This window comes from Pyrinomonas methylaliphatogenes (assembly GCF_000820845.2).
Taxonomy (GTDB): domain Bacteria; phylum Acidobacteriota; class Blastocatellia; order Pyrinomonadales; family Pyrinomonadaceae; genus Pyrinomonas; species Pyrinomonas methylaliphatogenes.
On record NZ_CBXV010000005.1, the window covers coordinates 219,255 to 244,789 of the forward strand.

Annotated in this window: 24 protein-coding genes; 10 read left to right on the top strand and 14 right to left on the bottom strand. The window is 60.9% G+C overall.

The window, feature by feature from the left end:
- The first annotated feature begins 9 nt into the window (after positions 1 to 9).
- Positions 10 to 177 (top strand): hypothetical protein, encoded by a 168-nt coding sequence (locus tag PYK22_RS17745; protein ID WP_162199819.1) that lies wholly within the window; start codon positions 10 to 12, stop codon positions 175 to 177.
- A gap of 151 nt (positions 178 to 328) precedes the next feature.
- On the opposite strand, the gene trxA is transcribed toward PYK22_RS17745, so the two are convergent.
- The 4 genes from trxA to yihA all read right to left on the bottom strand — a co-directional run bounded on the left by trxA (position 329) and on the right by yihA (position 4,792).
- Positions 329 to 670 carry a thioredoxin gene (gene trxA, locus PYK22_RS08055; protein WP_041975977.1) on the bottom strand — a complete coding sequence of 114 codons (342 nt, stop codon included), beginning with the start codon at positions 668 to 670 and terminating at the stop codon, positions 329 to 331.
- Between the two features lie 159 nt (positions 671 to 829).
- Positions 830 to 2,257, bottom strand: coding sequence for a glycogen synthase (locus PYK22_RS08060; RefSeq protein WP_041975979.1), 1,428 nt, complete (start codon positions 2,255 to 2,257; stop codon positions 830 to 832).
- A gap of 108 nt (positions 2,258 to 2,365) precedes the next feature.
- Positions 2,366 to 3,817, bottom strand: coding sequence for a transcription termination factor Rho (gene rho, locus PYK22_RS08065; protein WP_211197647.1), 1,452 nt, complete (start codon positions 3,815 to 3,817; stop codon positions 2,366 to 2,368).
- A gap of 399 nt (positions 3,818 to 4,216) precedes the next feature.
- On the bottom strand, positions 4,217 to 4,792 hold the full coding sequence (gene yihA, locus PYK22_RS08070) for a ribosome biogenesis GTP-binding protein YihA/YsxC (RefSeq protein ID WP_041975981.1): 576 nt from the start codon (positions 4,790 to 4,792) through the stop codon (positions 4,217 to 4,219).
- A gap of 211 nt (positions 4,793 to 5,003) precedes the next feature.
- Between yihA and smc the strand changes: the two genes are divergently transcribed.
- Both smc and PYK22_RS08080 read left to right on the top strand, forming a co-directional pair.
- Positions 5,004 to 8,759: a chromosome segregation protein SMC gene (gene smc / locus PYK22_RS08075; protein ID WP_041975983.1), complete on the top strand. Its 3,756-nt coding sequence runs from the start codon at positions 5,004 to 5,006 to the stop codon at positions 8,757 to 8,759.
- A 22-nt stretch (positions 8,760 to 8,781) separates the two neighbouring features.
- Positions 8,782 to 9,546, top strand: coding sequence for a hypothetical protein (locus PYK22_RS08080; protein ID WP_041975985.1), 765 nt, complete (start codon positions 8,782 to 8,784; stop codon positions 9,544 to 9,546).
- An 89-nt stretch (positions 9,547 to 9,635) separates the two neighbouring features.
- Here PYK22_RS08080 and PYK22_RS08085 read toward each other — a convergent pair whose 3' ends face one another.
- From PYK22_RS08085 to PYK22_RS08095, 3 genes are all read right to left on the bottom strand, one after another.
- Complete coding sequence (locus PYK22_RS08085; protein ID WP_041975987.1) at positions 9,636 to 10,958, bottom strand: hemolysin family protein; 1,323 nt, start codon at positions 10,956 to 10,958, stop codon at positions 9,636 to 9,638.
- A 104-nt stretch (positions 10,959 to 11,062) separates the two neighbouring features.
- The gene (locus tag PYK22_RS08090; protein ID WP_060635466.1) at positions 11,063 to 12,154 is read right to left on the bottom strand and encodes a YheT family hydrolase; all 1,092 of its coding nucleotides are present in this window, start codon (positions 12,152 to 12,154) and stop codon (positions 11,063 to 11,065) included.
- Positions 12,151 to 12,408, bottom strand: a complete 258-nt coding sequence (locus tag PYK22_RS08095; RefSeq protein ID WP_157770756.1) for a hypothetical protein — start codon at positions 12,406 to 12,408, stop codon at positions 12,151 to 12,153. The genes PYK22_RS08090 and PYK22_RS08095 overlap by 4 nt, the downstream gene beginning before the upstream one ends.
- Positions 12,409 to 12,473: 65 nt before the next feature.
- On the opposite strand from PYK22_RS08095, the gene PYK22_RS08100 reads away from it, so the two are divergent.
- A complete protein-coding gene (locus PYK22_RS08100; protein WP_041975991.1) occupies positions 12,474 to 13,103 on the top strand; it encodes a hypothetical protein in 630 nt (209 codons plus the stop codon).
- A 35-nt stretch (positions 13,104 to 13,138) separates the two neighbouring features.
- Here the strand turns inward: PYK22_RS08100 and fusA are convergent, their stop codons facing one another.
- Positions 13,139 to 15,271 (bottom strand): elongation factor G, encoded by a 2,133-nt coding sequence (fusA, locus tag PYK22_RS08105; RefSeq protein WP_211197648.1) that lies wholly within the window; start codon positions 15,269 to 15,271, stop codon positions 13,139 to 13,141.
- 575 nt (positions 15,272 to 15,846) lie between these two features.
- Here fusA and PYK22_RS16585 point away from each other — a divergent pair.
- Entirely contained in the window at positions 15,847 to 16,254 is a 408-nt protein-coding gene (locus PYK22_RS16585; protein WP_157770757.1) for a thiol-disulfide oxidoreductase DCC family protein, read from the top strand.
- A gap of 116 nt (positions 16,255 to 16,370) precedes the next feature.
- On the opposite strand, the gene PYK22_RS08115 is transcribed toward PYK22_RS16585, so the two are convergent.
- Entirely contained in the window at positions 16,371 to 17,483 is a 1,113-nt protein-coding gene (locus PYK22_RS08115; RefSeq protein ID WP_041975995.1) for a VWA domain-containing protein, read from the bottom strand.
- Positions 17,484 to 17,654: 171 nt separating this feature from the next.
- Here PYK22_RS08115 and PYK22_RS08120 point away from each other — a divergent pair, with 171 nt between their 5' ends.
- From PYK22_RS08120 to PYK22_RS08140, 5 genes are all read left to right on the top strand, one after another.
- The gene (locus PYK22_RS08120) at positions 17,655 to 18,218 is read left to right on the top strand and encodes an O-acetyl-ADP-ribose deacetylase (RefSeq protein WP_041975997.1); all 564 of its coding nucleotides are present in this window, start codon (positions 17,655 to 17,657) and stop codon (positions 18,216 to 18,218) included.
- A 25-nt stretch (positions 18,219 to 18,243) separates the two neighbouring features.
- A complete protein-coding gene (gene glgP / locus PYK22_RS08125; protein ID WP_211197649.1) occupies positions 18,244 to 20,460 on the top strand; it encodes an alpha-glucan family phosphorylase in 2,217 nt (738 codons plus the stop codon).
- A 96-nt stretch (positions 20,461 to 20,556) separates the two neighbouring features.
- On the top strand, positions 20,557 to 21,306 hold the full coding sequence (locus tag PYK22_RS08130) for a M50 family metallopeptidase (protein WP_157770758.1): 750 nt from the start codon (positions 20,557 to 20,559) through the stop codon (positions 21,304 to 21,306).
- Between the two features lie 52 nt (positions 21,307 to 21,358).
- Positions 21,359 to 21,595, top strand: coding sequence for a hypothetical protein (locus PYK22_RS08135; protein WP_162199820.1), 237 nt, complete (start codon positions 21,359 to 21,361; stop codon positions 21,593 to 21,595).
- Positions 21,596 to 21,608: 13 nt separating this feature from the next.
- On the top strand, positions 21,609 to 21,998 hold the full coding sequence (locus PYK22_RS08140) for a PleD family two-component system response regulator (protein ID WP_041976003.1): 390 nt from the start codon (positions 21,609 to 21,611) through the stop codon (positions 21,996 to 21,998).
- Positions 21,999 to 22,000: 2 nt separating this feature from the next.
- Here the strand turns inward: PYK22_RS08140 and PYK22_RS08145 are convergent, their stop codons facing one another.
- From PYK22_RS08145 to PYK22_RS08165, 5 genes are read right to left on the bottom strand one after another with little or no spacing between them, the layout of a single operon-like run.
- The gene (locus PYK22_RS08145) at positions 22,001 to 23,071 is read right to left on the bottom strand and encodes an EscU/YscU/HrcU family type III secretion system export apparatus switch protein (RefSeq protein WP_041976005.1); all 1,071 of its coding nucleotides are present in this window, start codon (positions 23,069 to 23,071) and stop codon (positions 22,001 to 22,003) included.
- Between the two features lie 32 nt (positions 23,072 to 23,103).
- The gene (locus PYK22_RS08150) at positions 23,104 to 23,883 is read right to left on the bottom strand and encodes a flagellar biosynthetic protein FliR (RefSeq protein WP_041976007.1); all 780 of its coding nucleotides are present in this window, start codon (positions 23,881 to 23,883) and stop codon (positions 23,104 to 23,106) included.
- A 13-nt stretch (positions 23,884 to 23,896) separates the two neighbouring features.
- Positions 23,897 to 24,166, bottom strand: a complete 270-nt coding sequence (locus PYK22_RS08155; RefSeq protein ID WP_041976106.1) for a flagellar biosynthetic protein FliQ — start codon at positions 24,164 to 24,166, stop codon at positions 23,897 to 23,899.
- Positions 24,167 to 24,192: 26 nt separating this feature from the next.
- Positions 24,193 to 24,957 (bottom strand): flagellar type III secretion system pore protein FliP, encoded by a 765-nt coding sequence (fliP, locus tag PYK22_RS08160; RefSeq protein WP_041976009.1) that lies wholly within the window; start codon positions 24,955 to 24,957, stop codon positions 24,193 to 24,195.
- Between the two features lie 23 nt (positions 24,958 to 24,980).
- Entirely contained in the window at positions 24,981 to 25,535 is a 555-nt protein-coding gene (locus tag PYK22_RS08165) for a flagellar biosynthetic protein FliO (RefSeq protein WP_041976011.1), read from the bottom strand.

Consider the following 25,535-nt stretch of genomic DNA (forward strand, 5'->3'; position numbering starts at 1 on the left):
TCTCGCAGCATGCGCCACAACGATTGCATTCGCCGCGCCGACCGCTCGTCCGCGGAAATGGGCGTTGACGAATCGGCGCAACTTGCCTTGAGCTTGACGCGCGCGGAATTTCGCATCCCCGATGGCGCGCAACCATTTTACTGCGACCGGCCTCATTTCGAGGGCGCCGTGCGATGAGCGAATCCGTCCTTCTCATAAGCTTTAGCGCGCCTGGCGATACCGCGGGCACATCCGCGCGGCACGCGCTTGCCGGTCCGCGTCGCGCTCGGATGTCGCGTAACAAAGCTGTGGCGTGGACGGTTTGCCGATCCCACGCCACATGACGACTTTAGGTGTTGGCCGGTGCTAGGTGTTTTTCGATCAGACGTGATATCGCCTCTTTCGAGACTGCGCCGACGACGCGCTCCTCCTCCTTGCCGTTCTTGAAGAGGATCAACGTCGGGATGCCCTTGATGCCGTAACGATGCGGCGTGTTGGGATTATCGTCCACATTCATCTTGACGACCTTCGCGCTGCCCGCGTATTTTTCCGCGATAGCGTCGATCGTCGGGGCGAGCATCCGGCACGGCGCGCACCACTCAGCCCAAAAATCGACCAATACGGGTTTATCTGATTGCAGAACGTCCTTTTCGAAGCTGCTATCGGTTACCTCTGTCACGTGGTCGCCCATGATTGCTCTCTCCTAGATCAAATTATTCAGATTAACCGTCAAGGATCGAAGGGGAAAGCCTCCCCTTCGCCTCTTCGCGTTGTCGCTTCGGTCCTCAGTCAAATATCGCTGAAAAGCCTCCCGGAGCGCAAGTCGCCGCGTTTGGACTCGAAGCCCGCCTCAGCCGACGATCGCGCGATAAAGGTCTAGGTACCGCTGCGCGGCAGCTTCCCACGAGTTGTTCTGGCGCATCCCGTTGATCTGGATCGCGCGCCACAGATCCCGTTCGGCGTAACAGTAGAGCGCCTCATAGAGGCTTTCGAGCATCGCCTCGGCCCGGTAGTCTCTGAACTTGAACCCAGTCCCGGTCCGGCGCGCGCGATCGAACTCTTCGACCGTATCATCGAGCCCGCCGGTGGCGCGCACCACGGGCACCGTCCCGTAGCGCATGCTGTACATCTGATTCAAGCCACAAGGTTCGTAGAGCGAGGGCATTAGAAAGATATCGGCGCCGGCTTCGATTTGATGGGCCAAGGCTTCGCTCGCGTAGCCGATATAGACGCCGACTTGTTGCGGGGCGCGATCGCGTAGGCTCTGCAGGAATTCCTCGTATTCGCGTGCGCCCGCTCCCAAGGCGATAAAGTAGGCTCCGGTCTCGAGGAGCGCGTCTGCCGCCTCGCGTATCAAGTCATACCCCTTCTGCGCGACGAGCCGCGAGATGATCGCGATAATGGGACGCGACGGTTCGAGAGGAAGGCCGAAACGGCGCAGCAAATCTACCTTACACGCGCTCTTGCCCGTCAGATCCGCCGCGCTGTAGTGAGCGGCGATGAACGGATCGGTCTCAGGGTCCCAAACTTCGTAGTCGATGCCGTTGGTAATGCCGACCAAGCGGTCGCGGCGCGCGCGCAGCAGCCAATCTAGGCCATAGCCCTGTTCGGGCGTTTGGATCTCAAGGGCGTAGCGGCGGCTTACGGTCGAAAGCCAATCGGCGGCCATCAGACCAGCTTTCAAGGCCGAAGCGGCGCCGTCTTTCAAGAAGAGATCGATCGTCTGCTGATCTTGAAAGCCGAGCTTGGGCAACAGGCTGGCGTCGAAGATGCCTTGGTAGGCGAGGTTGTGAATCGACAGCAGCGTGCGCGTTTGGGCGAAGAAGGGATCGTGCGCGCGCCATCGGCTGAGTTCAACGACGGCGAAAGCGCAGGGCCAATCGTTGCAGTGCAAAATATCCGGCGGCCCTCCCAGGAGTTTGAGCGACACAAGCGTCGCATGCGAGAAGAAGGCGAAGCGCTCGTGATCATCGCCGTAGCCGTAAATGCCGGGGCGCGCGAAATAGTCGGGAAGATCCAGCAGAAAGGTGGGAGCGCCTGAGGCTTCGCTATACCAGACTTTGACGATGTAGCGCCTACCGGCCCATTCGACTTCCAAGCCTTCAAATACAACCTTATCAAGCAGCGACCGTTCGACGCGCTCATAGAGCGGCACGAAGAGCGCGACATCGGCCCGGCCCGTTCGACGCAACGCTTTTGTCAACGCGCCAGCGACATCGCCCAGCCCACCCGTTTTAGAGTAGGGAACGGCTTCCGGCGAAAGGACGGCAACGCGCAAAAGTCTCCTGCTCCCTTCGACTCAAGGTAATCAAAGTCCTACCGGAGTTTAAAGGGGTCCGCAGAAGGGGCGCAAAAAAGCTCTTTGCGCCCCTTCTTAGGCCAGTGATCACGAGCTCTGCATGGAGGCGAGGAACTCGGCGTTCGTCTTGGTCTTGCTCATCCGTTCGAGGATGAGTTCCATCTGCTCAACGGGCGACAGTTGACTCAAGACGCGACGCATCGCCCAGATGCGGTTTAGATCCTCTTTGCTCATCAAGAGTTCCTCTTTGCGCGTGCCCGAACGTTGCGGATCGATGGCCGGGAAGATGCGCTTATCCGAGAGCCTGCGGTCCAGATGGATCTCGCAATTGCCCGTACCTTTGAACTCTTCGAAGATCACGTCATCCATGCGCGAGCCCGTATCGATGAGCGCCGTGGCGATGATCGTCAGACTTCCGCCCTCTTCGATGTTGCGCGCTGCGCCGAAGAACCGCTTCGGTCGTTGTAGCGCGTTGGCATCGATGCCGCCCGACAAGATCTTGCCCGAAGGCGGAACCACGGCGTTGTGTGCGCGCGCCAATCGCGTCAACGAGTCGAGCAGGATGACGACATCGCGTTTGTGCTCGACCAGACGTTTCGCCTTCTCGATCACCATATCGGCGACCTGAACGTGTCGCGTTGGCGGCTCGTCAAACGTCGAGGAGATGACTTCGCCGTTGACGCTTCGTTGCATGTCGGTCACCTCTTCGGGCCGCTCGTCGATCAAAAGGACGATGAGCGTCACTTCCGGATGGTTCTGCGTGATCGAGTTGGCGATCGTCTGCAGCAACATCGTCTTGCCCGTGCGCGGCGGCGCGACGATCAGCGCGCGCTGCCCTTTGCCGAGCGGCGTCAACAGATCGATGACGCGCGCGCTCAAATTATCGGGCGTCGTCTCCATTCGCAGTCGCTCGTTCGGATAGAGCGGCGTCAGGTTGTCGAAGAAGACCTTCTCGCGCGCCGCATCTGGGGCTTCGAAGTTGATCGCCTCGACCTTGATGAGGGCAAAGTAACGCTCGCCTTCTTTGGGCGGACGGATCTGACCCGAGATCGTATCTCCGGTTCGCAGATCGAATTTGCGGATCTGCGAGGGCGAGACATAGATGTCATCTGGACCGGGCAGGTAGTTGTATTCAGGCGCGCGCAAGAAGCCGAAGCCATCGGGGAGCGTTTCGAGCACGCCTTCCGAGAAGATCAAGCCGCTCTTTTCGGTCTGCGCGGCGAGGATCTTGAAGACGAGCTCCTGTTTGCGCATCCCGGTCGCGCCCGGAACGCCCAACTCCTTGGCGATCTGCGTCAGTTTGGAGATGGACATCTCCTTGAGCGTCGCGAGGTTGAACGGCTCGCCCGTGAGCGTCGACTCTTTGCGCTCCTCGCCCTCTTCCTCGGCGACGGCGGTCTCCGCCGTCTCCTGCGCCGCCTGAGTCTCTTCGATCTCAGGTTCGGGCGGCGCTTCCGCCGTTGCCGTCAAGGTCGTGGAGTCGTTGTGATCGTTGTTGGTGGTTGTCGTCGTGGCATTAGTGCTACGTCTTCGTGGCATAGGTTCTATTCTCGCCTAGTGTGGTGAGCGCCCACTCAGAGCGCCCAGTTTGATTCTGTCAATCTTCCTTCTCTTGTTTTTGGGGAACTCGCGCGTGCATGGACGCGCAAAGGGAAGCTGTCGAAGTTTCGAAGACTGGACTGACTCGTCCGCGCCCCTAGAGCGTCAAGCGTGTTTTCATAACACACAAAGGACGTTGAGAGCTAGCAGACGATGCGCCCAATGTCAAGCGATTGAACCGTGGGATCGCTTTATCGTTCGATCCCACAATCAACTTCGAGATCTTATGGCCGCTGTTCCATTCGCCTTAGATGCGCGAGGCGTTGCTTGCGTCGCCTAAATCCGACCCAGCCCTTCTGTTTCGATTCGCCCATGCCCCTCGCCGAATCATAAGGAGCGTCATTTGGCCAGCGCCCTCTCGATCGCTCGCCAGACTTCGTTGTACCCTTGTTTGGTCAGCGCCGAGTACGGGATGATCTCCTCGGCACCCAGCTTTCGTCGAATGCGCTCGATGTTCCGCCGCAGTTCGTTTTGCGAAAGCTTATCGGATTTAGTAGCGACCGTGATCTGCGGTTTCTCGTGGTACTCGAGCCACTCGTGAAGCTGCAGATCTAATTCAGTGGGGTCGTGGCGCGAATCTACAATGTGAATTGATAGCACAAGCTCCCTTCTTTTGGCAAGGTAGGTTGTCGCCATTTCGCCCCACGACCGGCGCACTCGTTCTGGCACGCGCGCGTAGCCGTATCCCGGCAGATCGACGAACCGGAAGCGCCCGTTGATGAGGAAGAAGTTCAAGGTCTGCGTGCGGCCCGGCGTCGCGGAGGTGCGCGCCAGACGCCTGCCGAGCAGCGAGTTGATCAAGCTCGACTTGCCGACGTTGGAGCGCCCTAGGAAAGCGATCTCCGGCAACGAGGGTGTCGGCCAATCGCGCTCGCTCGCGGCGCTGCAGATGAATTCGGCGCTCGTGATCTTCATCCGCTGCGATTCACTTCGCTAAAATAGCGGGATCGCCCGCCCGCGGGCAAGCTTCTGGAGTGCGCGTCGCGACCCGAGACAGAAGATCGGGAGGGAGAGACGGCGCGCTACGTCGAGTTTGACATCGGGAGAGCGACTACATATAGTGGGCCTTCCCCTATGATCATCTAGCGGCTGTGTTTGGCACCGCGGATCGGGGACGCAAAGACGGATGTTCAAAATACGGCGCTTAGAGATCACCGGCTTCAAGTCTTTTGCCGACCATACCGAGATCGTCTTCACGGATGATGGCATCACTGCCATCGTTGGCCCCAACGGATGCGGCAAATCGAACATCGCCGAAGCGATCGCTTGGGTGCTCGGCGAGCAGCGCGCCAAAAGCCTGCGCGGCGGCGAGATGAAGGACGTGATCTTCCAGGGCACGCGCTCGCGCCCGCCAAGCGGTATGGCCGAGGTCGTACTCCATCTGGTGCGTGATGAACGGGCGACCGACGGCGATGAGATCAGCGAGATAGACGAGGCGCTCGCGGAGATAGACGAGCGGACTCAATCCTCCCTAGTCGGAGAGAACTCCCCGGATCCTGCTGATCCTCAAATGATGGAACCGGGTGCCGCGGAGGCTGCGCAGAAGGAGGACGGTGAGCGAAGACCGCGCCACTGGCGTCCGCGACGCTTCGCCTTGGAGTTCGCCCCGGGCGAGAGCGTGACGATCGCACGTCGCCTCTATCGTTCGGGCGAGAGCGAGTATCTGTTGAACGGGCGGCCCGTCCGTCTACGCGACATTCAAGACCTCTTCTCCGGAACCGGGCTCGCGGGCACTCATTACGCCATCATCGAGCAGGGGCGCATCGGGCAGATCCTTTCCGCTAAACCGATGGAGCGGCGCGCGCTTATCGAAGAGGCGGCTGGGATCACGAAGTTTCGCGTGCGACAACGGGCGGCTGAAGCGCGTTTGGAGACCGCCCGCGCCAATCTCGCGCGCGTCTCCGACATCATCGCTGAGATCGAGCGACAGGTGAACAGTCTGCGTCGGCAAGCGGCCAAAGCCCGTCGTTACGAACAAGCCCGCGCCGAATTGCGCGAGCATCTGCGGCGCGTCTATAGCGCTGATTTCCGGTCCTTAAGCGAAGCGCTCCGGGGATTGAACGAGCAGTTGCACGTCGCCGACCTCGAAGCACAAGAGCTCAGCGGGGAGTTGGCTCGGGTTGAAGCGGAAGCGCAACGGGCGACGGCGCAGGCGCGCGCTTGCGAGGAAGAGTTGGCCGCTCTGCGCGCGAAGATCGCGGAGGCCGAATTGCAGCACGACCGCTGTGCACGTGAGCGCGCCTATCAGGAGGAACAGATCACCGCGCTCGAAAGGCGGAGCGCGGAGCTTGAAGCGGAGATCGAGGCCTTGCGTTCGCGCTTAGCCGAGGTCGAGGCCGAACGCCTGGCGCTTGCGCAAGACGAAGAGCAAGTGCGGGCGACGAGCGAAGAGTTGACCGCGGCGCTCGCTGAGGCCGAACGCGCCTATGCCGCTTCGATGAACGAGGTGGCTGCTGCCGAGGCGCGCATCGAGGCGGCGCGGGCCGATCTGTTGACGCACACGGCGGTCGCTGAGCGATTGTTCGAGATCGGTCGGCAGCTCGAAGCCTCGCTCGAGCGTCTCGCGCAACAGGCTGAAGGGCTCATTCACGAGCAGGCGCGCGCTTCTGCCGCTCATTTGGCCGCTAAATCCGAAGCCGAGAAGGTCGAACGCGAAGTTGCGGCGGCGAAGGGGAGATTAGGCGAATTGCGCGCCGAGCGCGAAGAGGTGGCGCGCAGCCTCGCCGAGGCGCGCGCGCTCGCTCACGAAGCCGCAACGCGCACGCGCGATTTGCGCGAGCGGCACGCGCGCGTGCAGCATCGCCTCGATACTTTAACCGAGTTGGATGCGCGGCGTGCGCTTTATTCGGAAACCGTACAGCGAATCTTCGCCTCTGACCAAGCGCGGCGCGAGTTCCATTTCATCGGAACGTTGGCCGATGCTTTGCGGGTCGAGCCGCAGTGGGAGCAGGCGGTCGAAGCTGTTTTGGGGCCGTACCTGCAGGCGGTGATCGTCCCAACGCCGGAAGATGCCGTGCGGGCCTCGAAGTGGTTGAGGGAGAATGATGCTGGGCGCGCGCTCTTCCTCGTCGCCGGTTTGCGCGGCGCCAGCCTCGAAGGCGACGAAGCGGCGAGCGCGACGGTCGTCGCAGAGACGCTCGGCCTGGGCGCATTGCTCGGTGTGTCGCCCGAACTGCGCGCGACGCTTGAGCGAGCGCTCGCGCGCGAGATGCAGACGCGCATCGCTGATGACATAGAGCAGGCCGTGGCCCTTTCGCTGGAGACGCAGGCTCCGTATGTGACGCCCGAAGGCGATTGGGTCTGTGGCGGCACGCTCCTGAGCGCCGGCGTGGAGCGCCAGACGGGAGAGAGCCTGCTCGCCTTCAAGCGCGAGATGCGCGAGCTCGAGGCTCGTGCGGCGAGGCTCAGCGAAGAGGTCAAAGCTGCCGAGCTCGCCGAGCGTGAAGCTCAGGTGCGGGTTGGCGAGTTAGAGGAGAAGAGTAAACAGCTCGACGAAGCGATCGGACGCGCTGAGCGTGAGCTGGTCGCGTTGGAGATGAACGCGGCGCAGTGGGCACAGGAGATCGCGCGCACAGAGCGGCACATGCGCGTCGTCGCCGATGACTTGGAGCGTTTGCTCGAAGAGCGTCGCGATCTGGAGGCGCGGCGGACCAAAACGGCGCGCGACGCTGAGGCGGCAGAGCAGGCGCGCGCGCGCGCCGCACAAGAGGTGGCTGCGGCTACAGACGAGTTGGCGGCGGTCCGCCGCGTGGCCGAAGAGGAGAACGCCCGTTTGAGCGAACGGCGAGCCGTCGTCGCGGCGGTCGGCGAGCGGAGACGCGCCCTTTCCGCTGACCTGCGCCGTCGAGAGAACGAGATCGCCGATCTTCGCGCGCGGCTCGAGCGTCACGATGGAGAACTCGCCGAAGCGCAGGCGAAGTTAGAGGCTCTGCGCCGTTCAGTGCTCGATCTGGCGCAAAGCGTCGAGACGATCGAACGCGAGCGCGCCGCGCACGCGCGTGCCGTCGAAGAGGCTGGCGAAAAGTTGGCCGCTGCGCGCGCGCATGCTGATCGTTTGACTGCGTCTTTAGCGGAGTTAAATCGGAAAGCGGCGGCGGCGCGTGACGCGCGCGCCGCTTTGGAAGTGCAGCGCGCTGAAGTGGCCGCGCGTTTGAACTACCTGCGCGAGTCATGTGTCGCCGAATTGGGCCAGTCGCTTGAGGAGATAAGCGCGGTTGAGATCGAGGATGGATTCGATCTCGAGGTTGCGCGGGCGCGCGTCGAAGAGTTGCGCGCGCGATTGGAGAACTTCGGCGCCGTCAACATGATGGCCCTCGAGGAGTTGAGCGAGGCCGAAGCGCGCCTGCAATTTCTGACCTCGCAGCGGCAGGACATCTTAGATGGCATCGCTTCGACAGAGGAGGCCCTGCGCGAGATCAGGCGCCGCTCGCGCGAGCGCTTTCGCGAAGCCTTCGCCGAAATCAATCGCCATTTCGGCGAACTCTTCGTCGAACTCTTTGGCGGCGGTCACGGCGAAATGAATCTGATCGACGCTGATGATCCGCTCGAATCCGGGATCGATATCATCGCACAGCCGCCGGGGAAGCGACTGCAGAACGTGCTGCTCCTGTCGGGCGGGGAGAAGGCGATGGTCGCCCTTGCCCTGCTGCTGGCGATCTTTCGCTATCGCCCTTCGCCCTTCTGCTTGCTCGACGAGGTTGACGCGCCGCTCGATGAGGCGAACATCGGGCGGTTCACGGAGAAGATCGTCGAGATGTCGGCTGACACGCAGTTCATCGTGATCACGCACAATAAGCGGACGATGGAGGCGGCGCGCGCGCTTTACGGCGTGACGATGGAGGAAGCTGGCGTCTCGAAAGTCGTTTCGGTCAGATTCGCTTGATCGGGGATGGGGAAGCGACCTGATGGGTGATAGCGCCATGCGAAATGGTCCGAGAAGGCTTATCGCGCTTTCATTCGCGCTCTTTTCCGCGTTGGCCTTTTTGTCCTTCGTCTGCGCGCAGACGCGACCGAACGCGAAGCAGAACGCGCGTCAGATCGCGCCTGAAGCGCCCGCTAAAAGCACCGGAGAGTTCGCCGCCGGACCCGTCTTTATCTACGAATTCACGCAGCCTGAGTTCTACGTCCGCCACATCATCATCGAGCACGATGTGACGGGTAAAGGGAAGATCTCCTTCGAGCGCAAGGATGTCGATGATGTCCTCAGCGATCAATTGGAGCTTTCGCCGGCGGCGCTTGCGCGCATCAACGCTCTGTGGCAGGCGCTCGGATATCTCGAATCGCGGACCAGTTATCAGGCGAAGAAACAATTTGCGCATCTCGGCACGATCAAACTCTGCGTCAAGCGCGACGGGAAGGAGAAATGGACGACCTTCAACTGGACCGAAGATAAAAGCGCCGCGGCGCTGGCGACCGAGTATAGGCGGCTTGCCGATCAAGCGATACTCGTCTTCGATCTGAAGGTCGCGCGCGAAAATCAGCCGCTCGCCACTCCGAAGCTGCTCGATACGCTCGAACATCTTCTCGCGCGCAACGAACTTGCCGACCCGCCGCAACTGGTCCCGTTGTTGCGGGATCTGGCGATGGACGAACGATTGCCGCTCATTGCGCGCAACGCGGCGACCCGGGCGCTCAAGAAGATCGAGCGAATGGAGAGGGCTGAAAAGTGAGCGGTGCTCGAAGCCTCTTTGCGCGAAGACGGGCGAATCCTAACTCTCGATAGCCTGCGAAGCGCCCACGACGCTCTCAGCTTGAACTTTCAAGCGGTGGCCTCGCTCTTTGTCTGAGGGGCGAGCGGGATCAGGCGGACGCGACGTATGCGCCGGTGTTCGACGCGCTCGACCGTAAACCGCGCGCCATCGTATTCGACCGATTCGCCTGGGCGCAGCAGCCGCCCGGCTTTAGCGAGCAGGAAACCGGCGAGCGTCGTGTAACCGGCATCTTCCGGAAGCTTGAGGTTCAGCTTGCGATTGACGTCGCGGACGGCGATCATGCCATCTAAGACATAAGTCCCGTGCTCTTCGACGATTTGTGAGCGCACTTCCTCATCATACTCATCGCTGATCTCCCCGACGATCTCTTCGAGCAGATCCTCGAGCGTGACGATACCTTCGACGCCGCCATGCTCGTCCACGACGAAGGCCAGATGGGTTCGCGCCGCTTGCATCTGCTTGAGGACGGAGCCCAGACGCGCCGTCGCTGGGACGAAGAGCGGAGGATGGAGCAGCTCTTCGATCTTGAACTCTTTGGCGTCCGTCGGGCGAAAGCATGGGATGAGATCTTTCATGAAGAGCACGCCGACGATCTCGTCGAAGCGTTCGCGGAAGACCGGGAGGCGCGAGTAGCCGGTGGTGCAGAAGACCTCTTGCACTTCTTCGAGCGTCGCGGTAATGGGCAACGCGACGACCGCCGTGCGCGGGACCATCGCTTCGCGCACCTCGGCGTCGGAAAATTCGAAGATGCGATTGATCAGTAGTTGCTCTTCGGGTTGCAGGTGGCCGCTGCGGCGCGAAGCGTCGATCACTTGGCGGATCTCCTCTTCGGTGTAGATCGAAGCGTGAGTGGGCGATGGGCGCAAGCCGAGAAGGCGAACCGTGCTTGTGCCGGCCCAGTCGAGCGCTCTGATCGGCCAGTAGAAGATCTTGTAAAAGATCTGCATCGGCCACGAGACGATGAAGGCGATCCGCTCGGCCATTTCTAACGCGATCGTTTTAGGCGCGAGTTCGCCGAGGACGATGTGCAAGAAGGTGATGAAAGAGAAGGCGAGCGCAAATGAGATGGCGTGACGGGCGGGATCCGAAACGTAACCTTCGAGCGGGGCGGCAAGCAGATAGGCGACGGCGGGTTCGCCAATCCAACCGAGGCCGAGCGAAGCCATCGTGATGCCAAGTTGCGTCGCGGAGATGTAAGCGTTTAGATCGTTCAGCAGTTCGAGCAATCTTTGAGCGCGACGGTTCCCGCCAGACGCTAACGTCTCGATTCGCGAGCGGCGCACGCTGACCAACGCGAACTCAGCCGCGACGAAGAAGCCGTTGGCGAGGACGAGCGCTATGACGGCGATGATTTTAAAGAACGTGCCCATTTGAAGGGATTGTCCTCTGCGCGTTCAAACGCGCTAAAATCTCGTCAGTTCGATGACGCCGATGCGAACATTATACAACAGAATTAACTCCCATCACCGATCTTTCACCTCGAATGGTTCGCGTACTGATGCAACAGTCGGCAGAAATCCACGATCCGATTCTCCGCCCACCAGCGATCTTCGCCTCCATTGGGCGTGGCGAGAAAACCGACGTGTCCGCCGGAACGCGGGGCGAGCATGATGATGTGGGGATTGCTTTTGATCGCTTCGTGTGGGAAGGAGTCGAAGGGGACGAGCGGATCATCTTGCGCTTGGATGATGAGCGTTGGACGACGTATGCGCGAAAGATGATCTTTGGCGCTCGTCATCGCATAGTACTCGGCGGCGCTGCGATAGCCTCCGTGCGCGGTCGTGTAACATTCATCGAAATCGCGTATCGTACGGACTTGGCGCAAAGGGCGAAGATCATAAAGCTCAGGGTGCAGACGGTGCTTAAGGCGCATGCGACGACGCAGGCTGTTCAAGAAGCTCCACTGATAGAGTCTGTTCGCACGGCGTTCGATCGCGTCAGCGCACGCGCTCAAATCGAGCGACGGAGAGACGGCGACGATGCCGAGAAGCTCGGGAAACTCCGTCGCTCCGTAATCCGCCACTAGTCGCAGCGCCATGTTGCCGCTCATGGAGAACCCGACGAGGAAGAGTTGGGCCAATCGGTCGCGTTCGCGCAGTTCGCGAAGGACGCGGTCGAAATCGCGCGTCTGCCCGCTGTGATAGAGCGTCGGCGTCAGATGCTCCGTGCCGCCGCAAGTGCGCATGTTCAGACGCACGACGTTGAACCCCGCGCGAAAAGCCTTCTCCGCCGTGCCGAGCATATAGACGGACGAGATCGAGCCTTCGAACCCGTGCACGAGGACCAACGTCGGATGCGCCCGACGATCGGGCTGCCAGCGACACCGCGCAAGCAGATGGACGTTCGGTTCGACTTCGAAGAGGCGAATCGGGTCGCGTCGCTGCGCGCGCAATGTGAAGCGGCGCGGCCATAGATAAGCCGCAAGCGTCTGCGCGTGGCCGCCGGCGAAGAGCGGATGAGGGCGAAAAGGGCGTAGGCGCAATTGATGTTCGATCTCAACCAGAGCCTCTTTCAAATTCGGCGAAGCGATGAGATTGGTCGTCAAGCTCTCCGCACCTTCGCTCATACGACTTGCCAAATCGAACGGGAATTAAGGGATCTCGTTTGAGGCGGAGCGAAACGCGCGATACGTTTCCTCTCCGGCGGCGGTGGCTCTTCGATCGGAGGAGGGGAGCCGGGTTCGGTGATGGGAGCCGGAGGTTCGCGATCAGGCGTCACGGGACGATCTGGATCGTCCGGCTGCGGTTCGGGGCAATCGGGCGTGCGCTTTCTGTCCATCTGATTCCCCATGTCGCCGTAATCGATCAAATGCAGTATCATCTTGGCTTGGACGGCTGCCTTCGTCAAGACTCCCCCTCATCCTTGAAGATTCGAAGCGGATCGGCATGGGAACTGAGCTAGGAGCGCGAGAGAATAAACGCCTGTTAGGGCGCGAGTGGCGGGCGCGCACCAAGCGCGATCTGATCATCGAGGTGTGGGAAGCCCTCGATTGCGAATCGGTGGGCGCAAAGGAGCTTGAGGCGATCGCCGAAGTCGTTCGCGCGCGTTTCGGCGAAGGCGCGGTCGAAAGTCCCGCCGCCATGGCCCGCATCTTGGCCGAGGAAGGGGCTGATCTACGACACGCCGAAGTCTTGGAGTGCGATGTGCGTTGGCGATTGCGCGATCCTTACGCGCCGATGTTTCGCCATATCTTGAAATTCGGCACTTTCGCACAAGCCGCCGCTTCAATCCGCCAGCTCGAGAATTTGCGCCGGAAGTTCGCGCGCGCGCGCGATCGCGAAGGATTGCGCCGTGTGCGCGAAGTCGGGATCAAAGGGAAGCGCCGCGCCGAGATGATCGCGCGCAATCGGAAGGTCAATGCGCAGAAGCGGGCGGAGAAAGAGGAGATCGCGCGTTGGTTCGCCGTCTGGTTGACGACGCCAGAGATATTCGAGCGATGGCTCGAGCTGCGCTTGAACTCCGAAGAGTTTCGCGCCCGTTTCGGCGCGGAGAGGGCGGTTGAAGAGGAGCGCTAGGAGCTTCAACCGCCCCGTCTGTGTCACCGGCCCATCTATTCTTCCTCTTCGGCGCGGATGCGGCCTTCGGCTTTGGCTTGCTCGATGATCTTTTGCGCGATGTTGGCCGGCACGACGTCGTAGTGGGAGAACTCCATGTGATATGAACCGCGCGCGGCGGTCAAAGAGTTGAGCGTTGATTGGTAGTTGAGCATCTCGGCGAGCGGCACTTGTGCCTTGATAACTTGGTTTTTGCCGCGCATCTCCATCCCTTGAACGCGCCCGCGTCGCGCGTTCAGATCGCCCATGATGTCGCCGCTGCACTCTTGCGGGACGGTGACCTCGACGTTCATGATCGGTTCGAGGAGCGTCGGCTTCACCTTCTCAATTGCGGCGCGGAAAGCTTTCCGTCCGGCAGCGCGGAAACTATATTCATCCGAATCGACCGGATGCGTTTGACCGTCGATGAGGATCGCTTTGAAATCGACCACCGGATAACCTGCGATCGCTCCCTGTTCGGCGGCTTCGAGGATCCCTTTCTCGACCGCCGGACGGAACTGTTGGGGGATCGCCCCGCCGAAGATGCGATCTTCGAAGACGAAGCCTTGTCCGCGCGGCAGCGGCTCGAAGATGACCTTGCAATCGCCGAATTGGCCGCGCCCGCCAGTCTGTTTCTTATGTCGGCCATGCACTTCGGCGCGCGCCGTGATCGTCTCTTTATACGGGACTTTGGGCGGTTTGAGGTTCACTTCGACGCCGTAGCGCTTCTTCAGTTTATCGACGACGACTTCGACATGAAGTGGCCCAGTGCCCGAAAGCAAGAACTCTTTGGTTTGCGGATCGCGCGTAAAGCGCAGCGCCGGATCCTCTTCGAGGATCTTGTGGATCGCGGCGTTGATCTTCTCTTCATCTTGCCGCGCTTTGGGTTCAATCGCAAAGGCGATGGCCGGTTCCGGATACTGGACCGGATCGTAGACGATCGGCGCCGCTTTGTCGCAGAGGGTGTCGCCCGTTTGCGTGTCCTTCAGTTTCACACAGGCGATGATGTCGCCCGCTAGCGCTTCGTCAACCTTTTCGAGCTGTTTGCCCTGCATGACGTGCAACGCGCCGAGTTTCTCTTGCGTCCCGCGCGTCGAGTTGAGGACAACCATCTCGGGTTTCACACGCCCGCTGATGACCTTCAGCAGATTAATGCGACCGGCGAAGGGATCGGCGATGGTGCGAAAGACGTAGGCGGAGAAAGGCTCGTTTGCATCGTAACGGCGTAAGATGGGTTGGCCGTCCATATCCGCTGGGGCATGCCCTTGCTCGGCTTCATGATAGTTCGGCGCGGGCGCAAACTCGATGATGCCTTCGAGGAGATTTTGCAATCCGACCAACGTCAAGCTCGATACGGCGTAGACTGGGCAGAGACGACTCGAAGCGATCGCCTTTGTGATGTTCGGCAACAAATCCTCTTCGCCGAGCGTCCCTTGTTCGAAATATTTCTCGAGCAACGAGTCATCGGATTCGGCGATGACTTCGATCAGCTTCTCGCGCGCCGCGTCGACGATCTCGCGCCCTTCGGTCGGGATGGCGCATTCGCGCGCTTTGCCGTTCTCATCGAACTCGTAAGCCTTCATGCGCACGACATCGACGACGCCGCGGAAATCTCTCTCTCTGCCGATCGGCAAGGTGAACGGGATGATTGCGCGACTGAAAGCTTCGCGGGCTGAATCGAGCGCCGCGCCGAAATCGGCTCGCTCTTTGTCGAGCTTGCTGATGACCATAAAACGCGGGACCATGAACTCATTGGCGTAACCCCATGTCTTTTCCGTCTGAACTTCGATGCCGTTTACGCCATCGACGACGACGAGCGCACAATCGGCAACGCGCAGCGCCGGACGCGCATGGGCGACGAAACCGGCAAAACCGGGCGTGTCGAGGAAGTTGACCTTCGTCTCTTTGTGTTCGAGGTAAGCGACGGAGATATTCAGCGTGATTTTGCGCGCGATCGCATCTTCGTCGTAGTCTGTGACCGTCGTGCCTTCGTCAACTTTGCCCCAGCGCGGCGTAGTGCCCGCAAGATAGAGCAGCGAGCTGATGAGTTGCGTTTTGCCGGCATGGCCGTGCCCGATAACGGCGAGGTTGCGGATGTGCTCGGTCGGATAGACTCTCATAGTCGTGTGTCGTGCCCCCTTCAGATCCAAGGTTTGCGAACGCGATCGCCAAGGTCTGCGACCAGGCGCGTTTTGTCAACGTGGGATTGAACTTCAGGCAAGAGCTTAATTTATCCGAGCGCGCGGGCGAAAAGCAAGCATGATCTTGTGAACGATCCGCGTGCGGCGACCGAACGCCGTGGATTGTGAGATGAGCGACTCGCCAAGCGCGTTAGGCTCGATTACGCTATGAACGCAGGGCCCTGCGCGAGTTCTATCGTCGCGGCACGCTGGCGTATGAGCCGCAGGGCCTTGCCGAGTGTGTGCTATACTCTGGTTGATTTCGAGCGATGGGCGCGCAGCCTGACGGGCGGTATGAAGTCTCCGGCACCTTCGTGATGGTCGGACTGCGCTAAGCTTTTCGAAGCCCCCACGCGCCGCTGGGCCGAAGAGGGATGGGATTCGGCTGCCTCAAGGATCGAAGCAAGACCGGAAGAGAGTTGAAAAAGCGCGCCGTGGTTGGTCGAGATTCCGCCGACAGGTTAAACGAAACTATCGAGCTATCAAGCATTAATCCGAGCGAAGACGAATGGCGCTTGAAGGCGGAGCTTCGGAGAGAAGGGGCGATGAAGCTTTTAGAAGCTTACGTTGACGGAGATTGCGCGCTATGTCGGCGCATGCGCGCTGCGGTCGAGCGACGAGATCGCGCTGGTTGCATCGAATGGCTCGATCTTCGGGATCAGGCCGCATTGGCTCGCGCAACGCCGTTAAAGCGCGAGGAGCTCGCCGCGCAGATGCATGTGCGGCGGCTTCATGACGGAGTGTGGTTCAGAGGTTTCGATGCTTGGCTCGAAATCTTAGATGTGCTGCCGCGTTGGAGGGCGGTGGCGCGATTGCTCTCTTTTCCTCCCTGTAGAGCGATTGGCCGCGCGCTCTATCGTCTCATCGCGCGCCATCGGTACGGTTTTGGCGCGATGGGATGCGCTAACGGGGCATGCGGGCCGAAGGTTAAAAGCTCACTACATCAACCATAAAGTGGCGCAGCTTGGAGACTGACCGTGAAAAGCTCGCGGCCACGTAGCGAGCTTTTATTCGGGAAGAAGATCGAGTGAATCAGCGGACCGCGCCGTAGGGCCTCTTCGCGGTGCGCTTAGCGGGCGACGGCGTTCTTGGCGATCGTCACAAAGCTACGGCGCGCTTTGAGCTGTAGCCCTATACGCCGCGGCGCGATCTCGATGTGTCGCACTTCGCCTGCGGGAGCGGAAGCGAGCGCGCGGCGTGGCGTGTAGGTGATGAGGTACTGCGCCGCGATGTCGCGAGCTACGCGTTCGGTCTGCGTTTTCAACTCGGCGGTGGAATCAGGGAAGAGCGCCAGCCCGCCCGTTCGTTCAACCAATCCGCGCAAGCGCTCCGTGCCCGAGCGCATCGCCTCTTCGTAATCTTCGATGAGTTTCCGCCTTTTGCGATCGAGATCGATCGTGATGCCGCCGGGCGTTCTATAGATCGGTTGCGATTGTGGCGGCAGTTCACGGATCACCTCTTCGGGCACGTTGCTTCGCGTGCGCGGTCGCACCACGGCGCTCTCTCTTTCGAGCGCCTTCTGACTGAAGCGAATGTAGCTGATCAAATGGACGGTCGCGCCGGTTTGTGTTAAGCGGCGAGCCGCCTCCTCATACGAGATCTGACTCTTCCCAGTCTCGGCACCGTCGGAGATGAGAACTGCGTGCCGATTGGCGTTAGGGCTTTCGGTCAAGTAGGTTGCCGCTTTCGCCAGCGCATCGGAAAGGAAGGTGCGCCGTCCGGAGAAGAGTCGCTCGATGATGGCGCGCGCCGCCGCTTTCTTATCGGTGGTCCAATCTTGAATGATCCTCACGTCATCGTTGACCTGCATGATGGCGATCTGGTCGTCGGGGCGCAGTTGCTCGATGAGGTCGATAGCGACATGACGGGTGGTTTGCAGCGTTTTAGCCGGATTCACCTCGCCGCCCGTATCGAGCACGAGCAGCACGCTGGCAGGTAGGCGACGGACGCTGCGGACTTGTTGCGGCACGCCATCTTCGAGCAGCAGTATATCGTCGGGTTCGAGAGTCGGATCCGGGCGTCCGAGTTCATTGTATGCGACGATGGGAACGAGCACCTCTTCGGTGAGCACGGTGATCGGTTCCTGTTCTTCGCGCGGCGGGGTCTGTCCCTGTGCGATGAGCGCTCCGCCGAACGCGGCGAGAAGCAGAGACGAGGCGAGGAGAGCGCGCCCATTGATCATGCTGTTTCGACCTCCACGCCAGATTTGATGATGGCATAGACCATTTTCGGTTGCACGGGCTTCTCCGCATAGCTTGTCCGGCAGCGGAATGATGGCCTTCGGTGGCGTTGTTGGGGCGCCCGGCGATGCGTATGATTTAAAAGCCATCTGTTCGTTAGGAGGCGAACGTTTATGGGCGACGATCCGATCAAAACGTTCCTCGATGGGCGGGTCACGGTCTACGTTGGCGACATTACGGAGCATGATGTCGAAGCGATCGTCAATGCCGCTAATTCGTCTTTGATGGGTGGAGGCGGCGTGGATGGCGCGATCCATCGTCGAGGTGGGCCGCAGATCCTCGAGGAATGTCGTGAGATAAGGCGCACTCGCTACCCTCAAGGATTGCCGACTGGCGAAGCCGTGATCACGAGCGGTGGACGCCTGCCAGCACATTACGTCATACACACCGTCGGTCCGATCTACGGGCGACATGATGGACGCGAAGCCGAGCTTCTCGCCAACTGCTACCGCAACTCGCTCGCTTTGGCTGTCGAACGCGGACTGCGCACCATCGCCTTCCCTTCGATCTCGACCGGAGCGTACGGTTATCCGCGTGATGAAGCGGCGCGCGTGGCCTCACAAGCGATCAAGGAGTTCCTCGCGCGGGACGCTTCGTTACGCGAAGTGCGCTTGGTCTTCTTCTCGCCGGACGATGCGGAGATATTTTTGAAGCATCAGCTCTTCGAAAACGCTTGACGGAGCATAAGGTTCCGATCTGCTCTTGACGAAGTCGGTCGGTCCAGTGTGCAATTACGCGGCTATGATCGTCGAAGAGAAGATTGAGCGAGGCGAAGAACTGATCAAAGAGGGGCGCCAGTTGCCGCCGACGCTACGCGCGCTGGCGCGCCTCATGTGGAACTACTGGTGGAGTTGGAGCGAAGATCCTTCGATATTTCGCGATCTCGACCCCGGTATGTGGGAGGAGTGCGGACACAATCCGCGCCAATTGTTGCGCCAGGTTTCGCCATTTCGCCTTTGGCAACTGGCGACCGATCCCGGCTATGTCGCGCGCGTTCAGAAGTTGGCGGAAAGCTTCGATCGCTACATGAGCGGAGCGGAGAGTGGGGCAAGCAGACGTCTTAAGAAGTTTGGTTGGGAGCATCCGGTCGCCTATTTCTGCGCCGAGTACGGGTTGCATGATAGCTTGCCGATCTATTCAGGAGGATTAGGGATACTGGCGGGCGATCACTTGAAGTCGGCCAGCGATCTCGGTCTTCCGCTCATTGCCGTAGGTCTCTTCTACCGCTACGGCTATTTTCGTCAACGTATTCGGTCCGACGGCTGGCAGGAGGAGTATTACGGGGAGTTGCGCCCCGATCTTCTCCCGTTCCAGCCGGTGCTGGATGAGACGGGAGCGGCGGTGACGATCGAGGTGGCGATTCGCGGTCGCTTGGTGCGCGCGCGCGTGCATCGTGTGATGGTTGGGCGTGTGCAATTGCTGCTGCTCGATTCGAATCTCGAAGAGAACGATCCGACGGATCGTTGGATCACCGGCCATCTCTATGGCGGCGATCGCGAGACGCGCATCGTGCAGGAGATGTTGCTGGGGATCGGCGGCGTGCGATTGTTGCGCAAGTTGGGGATCGAGCCGGCAGTCTATCACTTGAATGAGGGCCATTCGGCTTTCCTCACGCTCGAGTTGGCGCGCGAGTTGGTCGCGCAAGGGATGAGTTTCGCTGAAGCCGCCGCGCGCGTTCGGCAGATGTGCGTCTTCACGACGCATACGCCGATCGCCGCTGGCAACGACGAATTCGATCCCTCTTTGGTCGAGCGCTGCTTCGGCGAAATCTACTGGCGCGAGCTCGGTTTAACGCGCGAAGAGTTTCTCGGCCTCGGTCGCGTTCATCCGGAAGATACGAGCGCGCCGTTTGGGATGACGCCGCTCGCCATCAAGATGAGTCGCGCGGCCAATGGCGTCAGTCGCAAACATGGCGAGGTGACGCGCGCGTTATGGCGTGAACTATGGCCGGAGAAGAGGATCGAAGAGGTGCCGATCGGGTATGTGACAAACGGCGTGCATGCGCCGACATGGGTCGCCCCGTTCATCCGTTCGATCTACGAGCGAAGAGTGGGAAGACGTTGGACCGAAGCGATTCGGCATCCGAAACGGTGGGCGCGCGGCGTGGAGCGGATCGCGGATGAGGAGTTGTGGGAAGCGCATCTGCTGCTTAAAGAGCGCCTCATCGCTTTCATCCGCGAGCGCCTGAGGCGCGCCTGGACCGAACGCGGCGAAGCGCCATCGCGCGTAGAGCTGGTCCATAAGCTGCTCGATCCGCGCGCGCTGACCATCGGCTTTGCGCGGCGCGTCGCCGGCTACAAACGTTGGGGATTGCTCTTGACCGATCCGGAGCGCCTCTTGCGGTTGGTGAGCGATGCTGAAAGACCCGTGCAGTTTGTCTTCGCTGGTAAGGCGCATCCGCAGGATCTTGAAGCCAAACTCGCGCTGCAACGGGTGGCCCAGTGGCAGGCGGATTCGCGCGTCATGTTTCGCGCCGTCTTCTTGGAGGATTACGATCAGGAGATCGCGCGGCAGTTCGTCCAAGGCGTTGACGTATGGTTGAACGTCCCGCGTCCGCCGCTAGAGGCTTCGGGGACCAGCGGGCAGAAGGCCGCGATGAACGGCGCTCTGAACCTCTCGGTATTGGATGGCTGGTGGATCGAAGGTTACGACGGGACAAACGGTTGGGCGATCGGCGATCCGCACGTCATGCAGGCTTCCGCTGAAGATGATCTGCGGCACGCCGAGGCGCTCTATCGTTTGCTCGAGACCGAGGTCGTGCCGCTCTATTACGAACGCGACTCCGCAGGCATCCCGCGCCGTTGGGCGTGGATGATGAAACGCGCGATCGCCACCTTGGCGCCGCGGTTCAACAGCGATCGGATGGTCTCTGAATACGCGGAGAAGATCTATGCAGCGGCGCGTGCGCCCGTCGCCTGAACTCTCCGCCTGGCGGATTTCGGGCTTTGTTTCGCCTGCCGTTCCGTCGTAAAATCGAGCAGCGTCATGGTCCGCGGCGATTGAGGAGTGGCGAAGATGAGTTTCCGATTAGCCAAAGATGCCCGCCCGCAAGCGCGCACGCTTCTACTGGTGACAGCCTTGAGCATCGCTCTATGGTTCGTCCCGTATGCGGAGATTGTGACCTATCCGTTCCGCCTTTTCGTCACCTTCATTCACGAAGGCGGGCACGCTCTGGCCGCCGTATTGACGGGGAACGCCGTCTACGGTCTGCGCATCATGTCAAGCGGAAGCGGCGTGACGTTGACGACCGAAAACGGATTGCTTTCCGGTCTCATCATTTCGAGCGCCGGTTATCTGGGCGCGATGCTCTATGGGGCGTTGCTTCTGCTTTTGATCCGCCGCGCCGTCGTCGCGCGCCGCGTGCTCATACTCTCCGCCGCGCTCATCCTGACGTTGACGGTGGCCTACGGGTTGACCAGCCTTTTCACCGTCATCGCTGGAGTGATCATCTCTTCGGGATTGCTTCTGGCCGCGCTCTTCTTCAGCCCGCAGGCGGCGACCTTTTTGATCAACTTCTTGGCCGCGCAATGCGTGCTCAACGCTCTTCTGGATCTGAAGACGGCGCTTTTCTTGTCCTCTCCGTTCGCGCCGCGCGTGCCGACCGACGCCATGAACATGGCCGAGGCGACGGGCATCCCAGCCTTTCTCTGGTCGATCATCTGGATCGCGCTCGCGTTGATGATACTCTTCTATGCGCTCCGTTCGTTTGCGGAGAAGAGGACGCCAACTCAACCGGACCTGCCATTTGACGATGAATTGGACTGAGCGCAGCCAGAAGAAGGTGGCTTGCTTCTCATGCCAAGAAAGGCCGTCGCTGTTGAGCGAGTTGCCGGTTGGGGCGCGGCTTCTCGTCCGCTGTCGCGCTGATTGGCGCGAAGCGAGCGTGGCGAAGAAAGGATCCGCGCATATCACGCTTGTCGTGAGCGCTCCTTCGGGGCGCGCCTATCGCCTACGTCGCGCGGGCGATCTCGCCTTGTCGTATGATGGCGAACTGCCGTTGCTCGGCGCTGGCGAGTGGCGCGCGCATTTGGTGCGCGCTGACCTCCGTTGGTAGGAAGGGAAGGATTATGGCTGAGGGAATCATCGCCGTCGTGGACGATCTCTTCTTCGCGGCCAAAATCAAGGGTGCGGCAGAAGCGCTCGGCGTCGCGCTGAGGGTAGCCAAAGATGTTGACAGCGCGCTGGAACGGAGCGCGGAGGAAAAGCCGCGACTCTTCATCATCGATCTTCAAAGCGTGAAGTTCGATCCCTTCGCTTTAATCGAGCGGTTGAAAAGCGACGCCGCCTTGCGCGACGTGCCAGCGCTCGGCTTCTTCTCCCATGTGCAAGTGGAGCTCGCGCGGCGGGCGAAGAGCGCGGGCTGCGATCTGGTGCTGCCGCGGTCCGTTTTCGTAAAAAGTTTGCCGGCCATCTTATCGGGCGAGCTTCCATCTTCGGAAAACCCTTCTGGATTTTGAGGTCATTCGGCAGGCGGCTGCGCCTTCCGTTGACGGTAGACGTAGGCGAGCACTTCGGCGACGGCGCGGAAGAATTCCGGCGGGATCATGCGTCCGACATCGACGGCGCGATAAAGGGCGCGCGCAAGCGGCGGATTCTCGATGATGGCGACCGAATGCGCGCGCGCGATTTGACGTATTCGCTGGGCCAGATAGTCGACGCCTTTGGCGACGACGACCGGCGCGGCATCTCGCGTCCTGTCGTATCGTAACGCGACAGCGTAATGCTGAGGATTGACGACGACGACATCGGCGCGCGGCACTTCGACGGCGATCCGTTTTTGCAAAAGCGCGCGCGCGGCGCGTCGGCGTTGCCCTTTGATCAGCGGATCGCCTTCCTGTTCGCGCAACTCGTCCTTCAGTTCCTGCTTTGTCATGCGGAGCGAACGTTCGTGTTTGAGCCATCCATAACCGTAATCGAGCGCGGCGAGGATCAGCATGGCGAGCCCGGCGCGTAGGGCAAAGTCAAAAGCGGAGGAGCCGAGTTTGGCGAGCGTTTGCGCGGCTGGCGAACCGACCAGCTCAGCCACGTGGGCGATAGTTTGAGCGAGGATCAGATAGCTGATCGAACCGAGGGCGGCGAGTTTCAAGACGCTCTTTAGCGCCTCGAACGGAGCGTTGCTGAAAGTCCGGCGGAGATTGGCGGATGGATTGAAACTTTCGGCGCGCAGTTTCAACACTTCGGGAGCGAAGATCCATCCGCCCTGAACGACGTTCCCGGCGATTCCGCCCGCAAGCGCGGCGGCGATGGCGGGTGCGGCGAGCAACGCGAGATCGGTCAGCGCATCGATCACGATCTGGTGAAGATCGTTGATCGAAAAAGGAGAGGCCGCGGCCCTTTCGACTAGGCGCGTGTTGTTGATGAAGAGGTTGGCGGCCCGCTGGCCCAGCCCGTCGCCAGTGGCGCGCAGCGCCGCGAGGGCGGCGAGAAAGGCGATCGCCGCCGCGAACTCCGGACGCCGCGCGATCTGTCCGCGTTTCCTCGCCTCTTCGCGCCTTTTCGGCGTAGCTCGTTCTGTCCGTTCGCCCGACACAGCTTCTTCCTCTTCAACCGATCAGGCGAAAGCTAGATCGCGTTTATCGCGCGCAGCAGGTTCGCGCGCATCGCCGTAAATGCTGTGCGCACGGCGCCCGGAAGAAAGTAGAGCGTCGCGCCGATGACCCACAGACCGACGGCGATCTTGATCGGGAAGCTGAGCATGAGGATCTGAAGTTGCGGCGCGACGCGCCCGGCGATCGCCAGCGCGAACTCGACCAGAAGCAGAGCGATGAAGACCGGCGCCGCAAGAGCGATGCCGATGGCTAGTGAATCGGCGGAGAGGCGGATGAGCATCTCGGCAAGTTGCGGTGTGACGCGCGGCATCGCAGGGGCGGCGATGTTGAAGCTACGCACGGTCGCGATCAGAAACCAGTGATGCCCATCGGCGGCGAGCAGTACCATCAGGCCGAGCAGATGAGCCAGAATGCCAAGCGCCGTCGTTCGCGCGCGCGTCGCCGGATCGATCGTGCTCGCCAGCGAAAGCCCGAGTTGAAAGGTGATCACTTCCGCCGCCACTTGAAGGCCATTCATCACCATTTGCCCGACGATGCCGAGAGCGCAGCCGATGAGCAGTTCGCGCGCGATGATGAGCGTGAAAGCGATCGGATCCATCGGCGGCGAAGGCAGGTGCGGGATGACGATCGGCGCGACGCAAAGCGCCAGAACGAAGGCTAAAAACGCCCGCACGCGCGGTTGAATCGCGTCATGGCTCCAAAACGGGGCGAAGGTGACCAGCCCGCCGACGCGCGCGAGCACGATCGCGAAAAGCAGTACGGGGCGCAGCGGAATGGTGATCTGGTCGAGCACGATTTCAAGTCGCCTACCTGATGTATGGCGTAAAATCGCTGAAGAGCGCTTGCGTGAAGGTGATCAGTACACGCAACGCCCAAGGGAAAGTGACGAGAAAGACGATGAAGATCACGGCGACGCGCGGCGCGAAACTGAAGGTTTGATCTTGGATCGAGGTGAGCGTCTGGATCAAGCTCACGACGACGCCGACGACGATCGCCGCCGCGAGCATGGGCGCCGTGATCCACATCAGCGTCTCCAGCGCGCGTTGCATGAGCGTTAGAACGAGTGCGTCAGACATATCCGAGAAGCCTTCTAACCCTTTGGTCACATTACGCTCCTGACGAGCGATCCGACGATCAAATACCACCCATCAACCATGACGAAGAGCAGAATCTTCAGCGGCATGGAGATGATGACGGGCGGAAGTTGCATCATGCCCATCGAGAGAAGGACCGAAGAGACGGCCATATCGATGATGAGAAACGGGATGAAGAGCACGAAGCCGATCTGAAAGGCCGTCTTCAGCTCCGAGATCATGTAGGCCGGGACGAGCGCCGTCGTCGGTACGTCATCCGGCGTGCGCGGGCGCGGGCTGCCCGAAAGCTGGATGAAGAGCGCCAGATCGCGTTCGCGCGTATGTTTGAGCATGTAGGCGCGCAACGGGACGAGGGCGCGCGTGAGCGCTTCCGTGTGCGAGATCTGTCCGGCCATCAGCGGCGCAAGCGCTTCCGTGTGGACGCGGGCGAAAACGGGTCCCATGACGAACATCGTCAGAAAGAGCGCTAGCCCGAGGAGCACTTGATTGTTCGGCGCTTCGGTCGTGCCGAGCGCTTGGCGTAAGAAGTGGAAGACGACGATGAGCCGCGTAAAGCAGGTCATCGAAATCAGGATGGCGGGGATGAAGCTGAGGAGCGTGAGGATGAGGACGATCTGAATCGGCAGCGATAGCGCGTTGTTTTGCGTCAGATTCAACTGCGGGTTCGGATCGGTCGCGGCGGCGAGGCAGGAGAAGGGAAGGACGAGCGGCAGAAACGCCAACGCGAGCGGTCGGCTGAGGCGGAGCGGCAAGTTCTGATCTCTCGTGCTCATGACGGGCGATTCAAATCGATCACTTAAGAAAGTCCATCAGGTCCGCGCGCGACGAGCGCGTCGGCGCGTTCTAATTCGGCGGCGAAATCCTCGTTGAGCAGATCGGCGACCGATCCGACCGGAGCCGGCTCTTCGCTCACCTCTTCGGTGAGCAGCGTCACGGCATGCGGCGTCGATCCGATAAGCAAGGTGCGCGAGCCGAAACGCACGACCGAAAGGCTGCGCTCGCGTCCGAGCGTGACCGAGGAGAGCACGACCAGTTCCGGCGCGTCGCCCATCGTCGGACTTGCCTTGGCGAGGCCGAATCGGCGAAGAAGGATGGAGCCGCCGATGATGAGGCCGAGGATGATGATCAACGAACCCATGGTGCGCGCTATGAGGTTGAACGTCTCCGGTTGGTCGGGCGCTCCTGCCATTCGCTCATCCAGGAACGATCGCCCTTCGGAAGGCGGCGCAGGTTGCGAGGCTTGCGGCGGCGTGCTCATCTGCTCGCCCGTCTGCGCGCGCGCCTGTAAGACGCTCGACAGGATGAGAGCGAGCGCTAAGGCGACGAAACGGAATGTGACGCGACCTTTCAT

Coding starts and splice junctions, on each gene's coding strand:
- PYK22_RS08085 (WP_041975987.1), bottom strand. CDS start 10,958: ATGGGCACGTTCTTTAAAATCATCGCCGTCATAGCGCTCGTCCTCGCC.
- PYK22_RS08130 (WP_157770758.1), top strand. CDS start 20,557: ATGAGTTTCCGATTAGCCAAAGATGCCCGCCCGCAAGCGCGCACGCTT.
- smc (WP_041975983.1), top strand. CDS start 5,004: ATGTTCAAAATACGGCGCTTAGAGATCACCGGCTTCAAGTCTTTTGCC.
- PYK22_RS08140 (WP_041976003.1), top strand. CDS start 21,609: ATGGCTGAGGGAATCATCGCCGTCGTGGACGATCTCTTCTTCGCGGCC.
- PYK22_RS08095 (WP_157770756.1), bottom strand. CDS start 12,408: ATGATACTGCATTTGATCGATTACGGCGACATGGGGAATCAGATGGAC.
- PYK22_RS08155 (WP_041976106.1), bottom strand. CDS start 24,166: ATGTCTGACGCACTCGTTCTAACGCTCATGCAACGCGCGCTGGAGACG.
- PYK22_RS17745 (WP_162199819.1), top strand. CDS start 10: ATGCGCCACAACGATTGCATTCGCCGCGCCGACCGCTCGTCCGCGGAA.
- rho (WP_211197647.1), bottom strand. CDS start 3,817: ATGCCACGAAGACGTAGCACTAATGCCACGACGACAACCACCAACAAC.
- yihA (WP_041975981.1), bottom strand. CDS start 4,792: ATGAAGATCACGAGCGCCGAATTCATCTGCAGCGCCGCGAGCGAGCGC.
- PYK22_RS16585 (WP_157770757.1), top strand. CDS start 15,847: ATGAAGCTTTTAGAAGCTTACGTTGACGGAGATTGCGCGCTATGTCGG.
- trxA (WP_041975977.1), bottom strand. CDS start 670: ATGGGCGACCACGTGACAGAGGTAACCGATAGCAGCTTCGAAAAGGAC.
- PYK22_RS08115 (WP_041975995.1), bottom strand. CDS start 17,483: ATGATCAATGGGCGCGCTCTCCTCGCCTCGTCTCTGCTTCTCGCCGCG.
- PYK22_RS08090 (WP_060635466.1), bottom strand. CDS start 12,154: ATGAGCGAAGGTGCGGAGAGCTTGACGACCAATCTCATCGCTTCGCCG.
- PYK22_RS08165 (WP_041976011.1), bottom strand. CDS start 25,535: ATGAAAGGTCGCGTCACATTCCGTTTCGTCGCCTTAGCGCTCGCTCTC.
- PYK22_RS08120 (WP_041975997.1), top strand. CDS start 17,655: ATGGGCGACGATCCGATCAAAACGTTCCTCGATGGGCGGGTCACGGTC.
- fliP (WP_041976009.1), bottom strand. CDS start 24,957: ATGAGCACGAGAGATCAGAACTTGCCGCTCCGCCTCAGCCGACCGCTC.
- PYK22_RS08100 (WP_041975991.1), top strand. CDS start 12,474: ATGGGAACTGAGCTAGGAGCGCGAGAGAATAAACGCCTGTTAGGGCGC.
- PYK22_RS08080 (WP_041975985.1), top strand. CDS start 8,782: ATGGGTGATAGCGCCATGCGAAATGGTCCGAGAAGGCTTATCGCGCTT.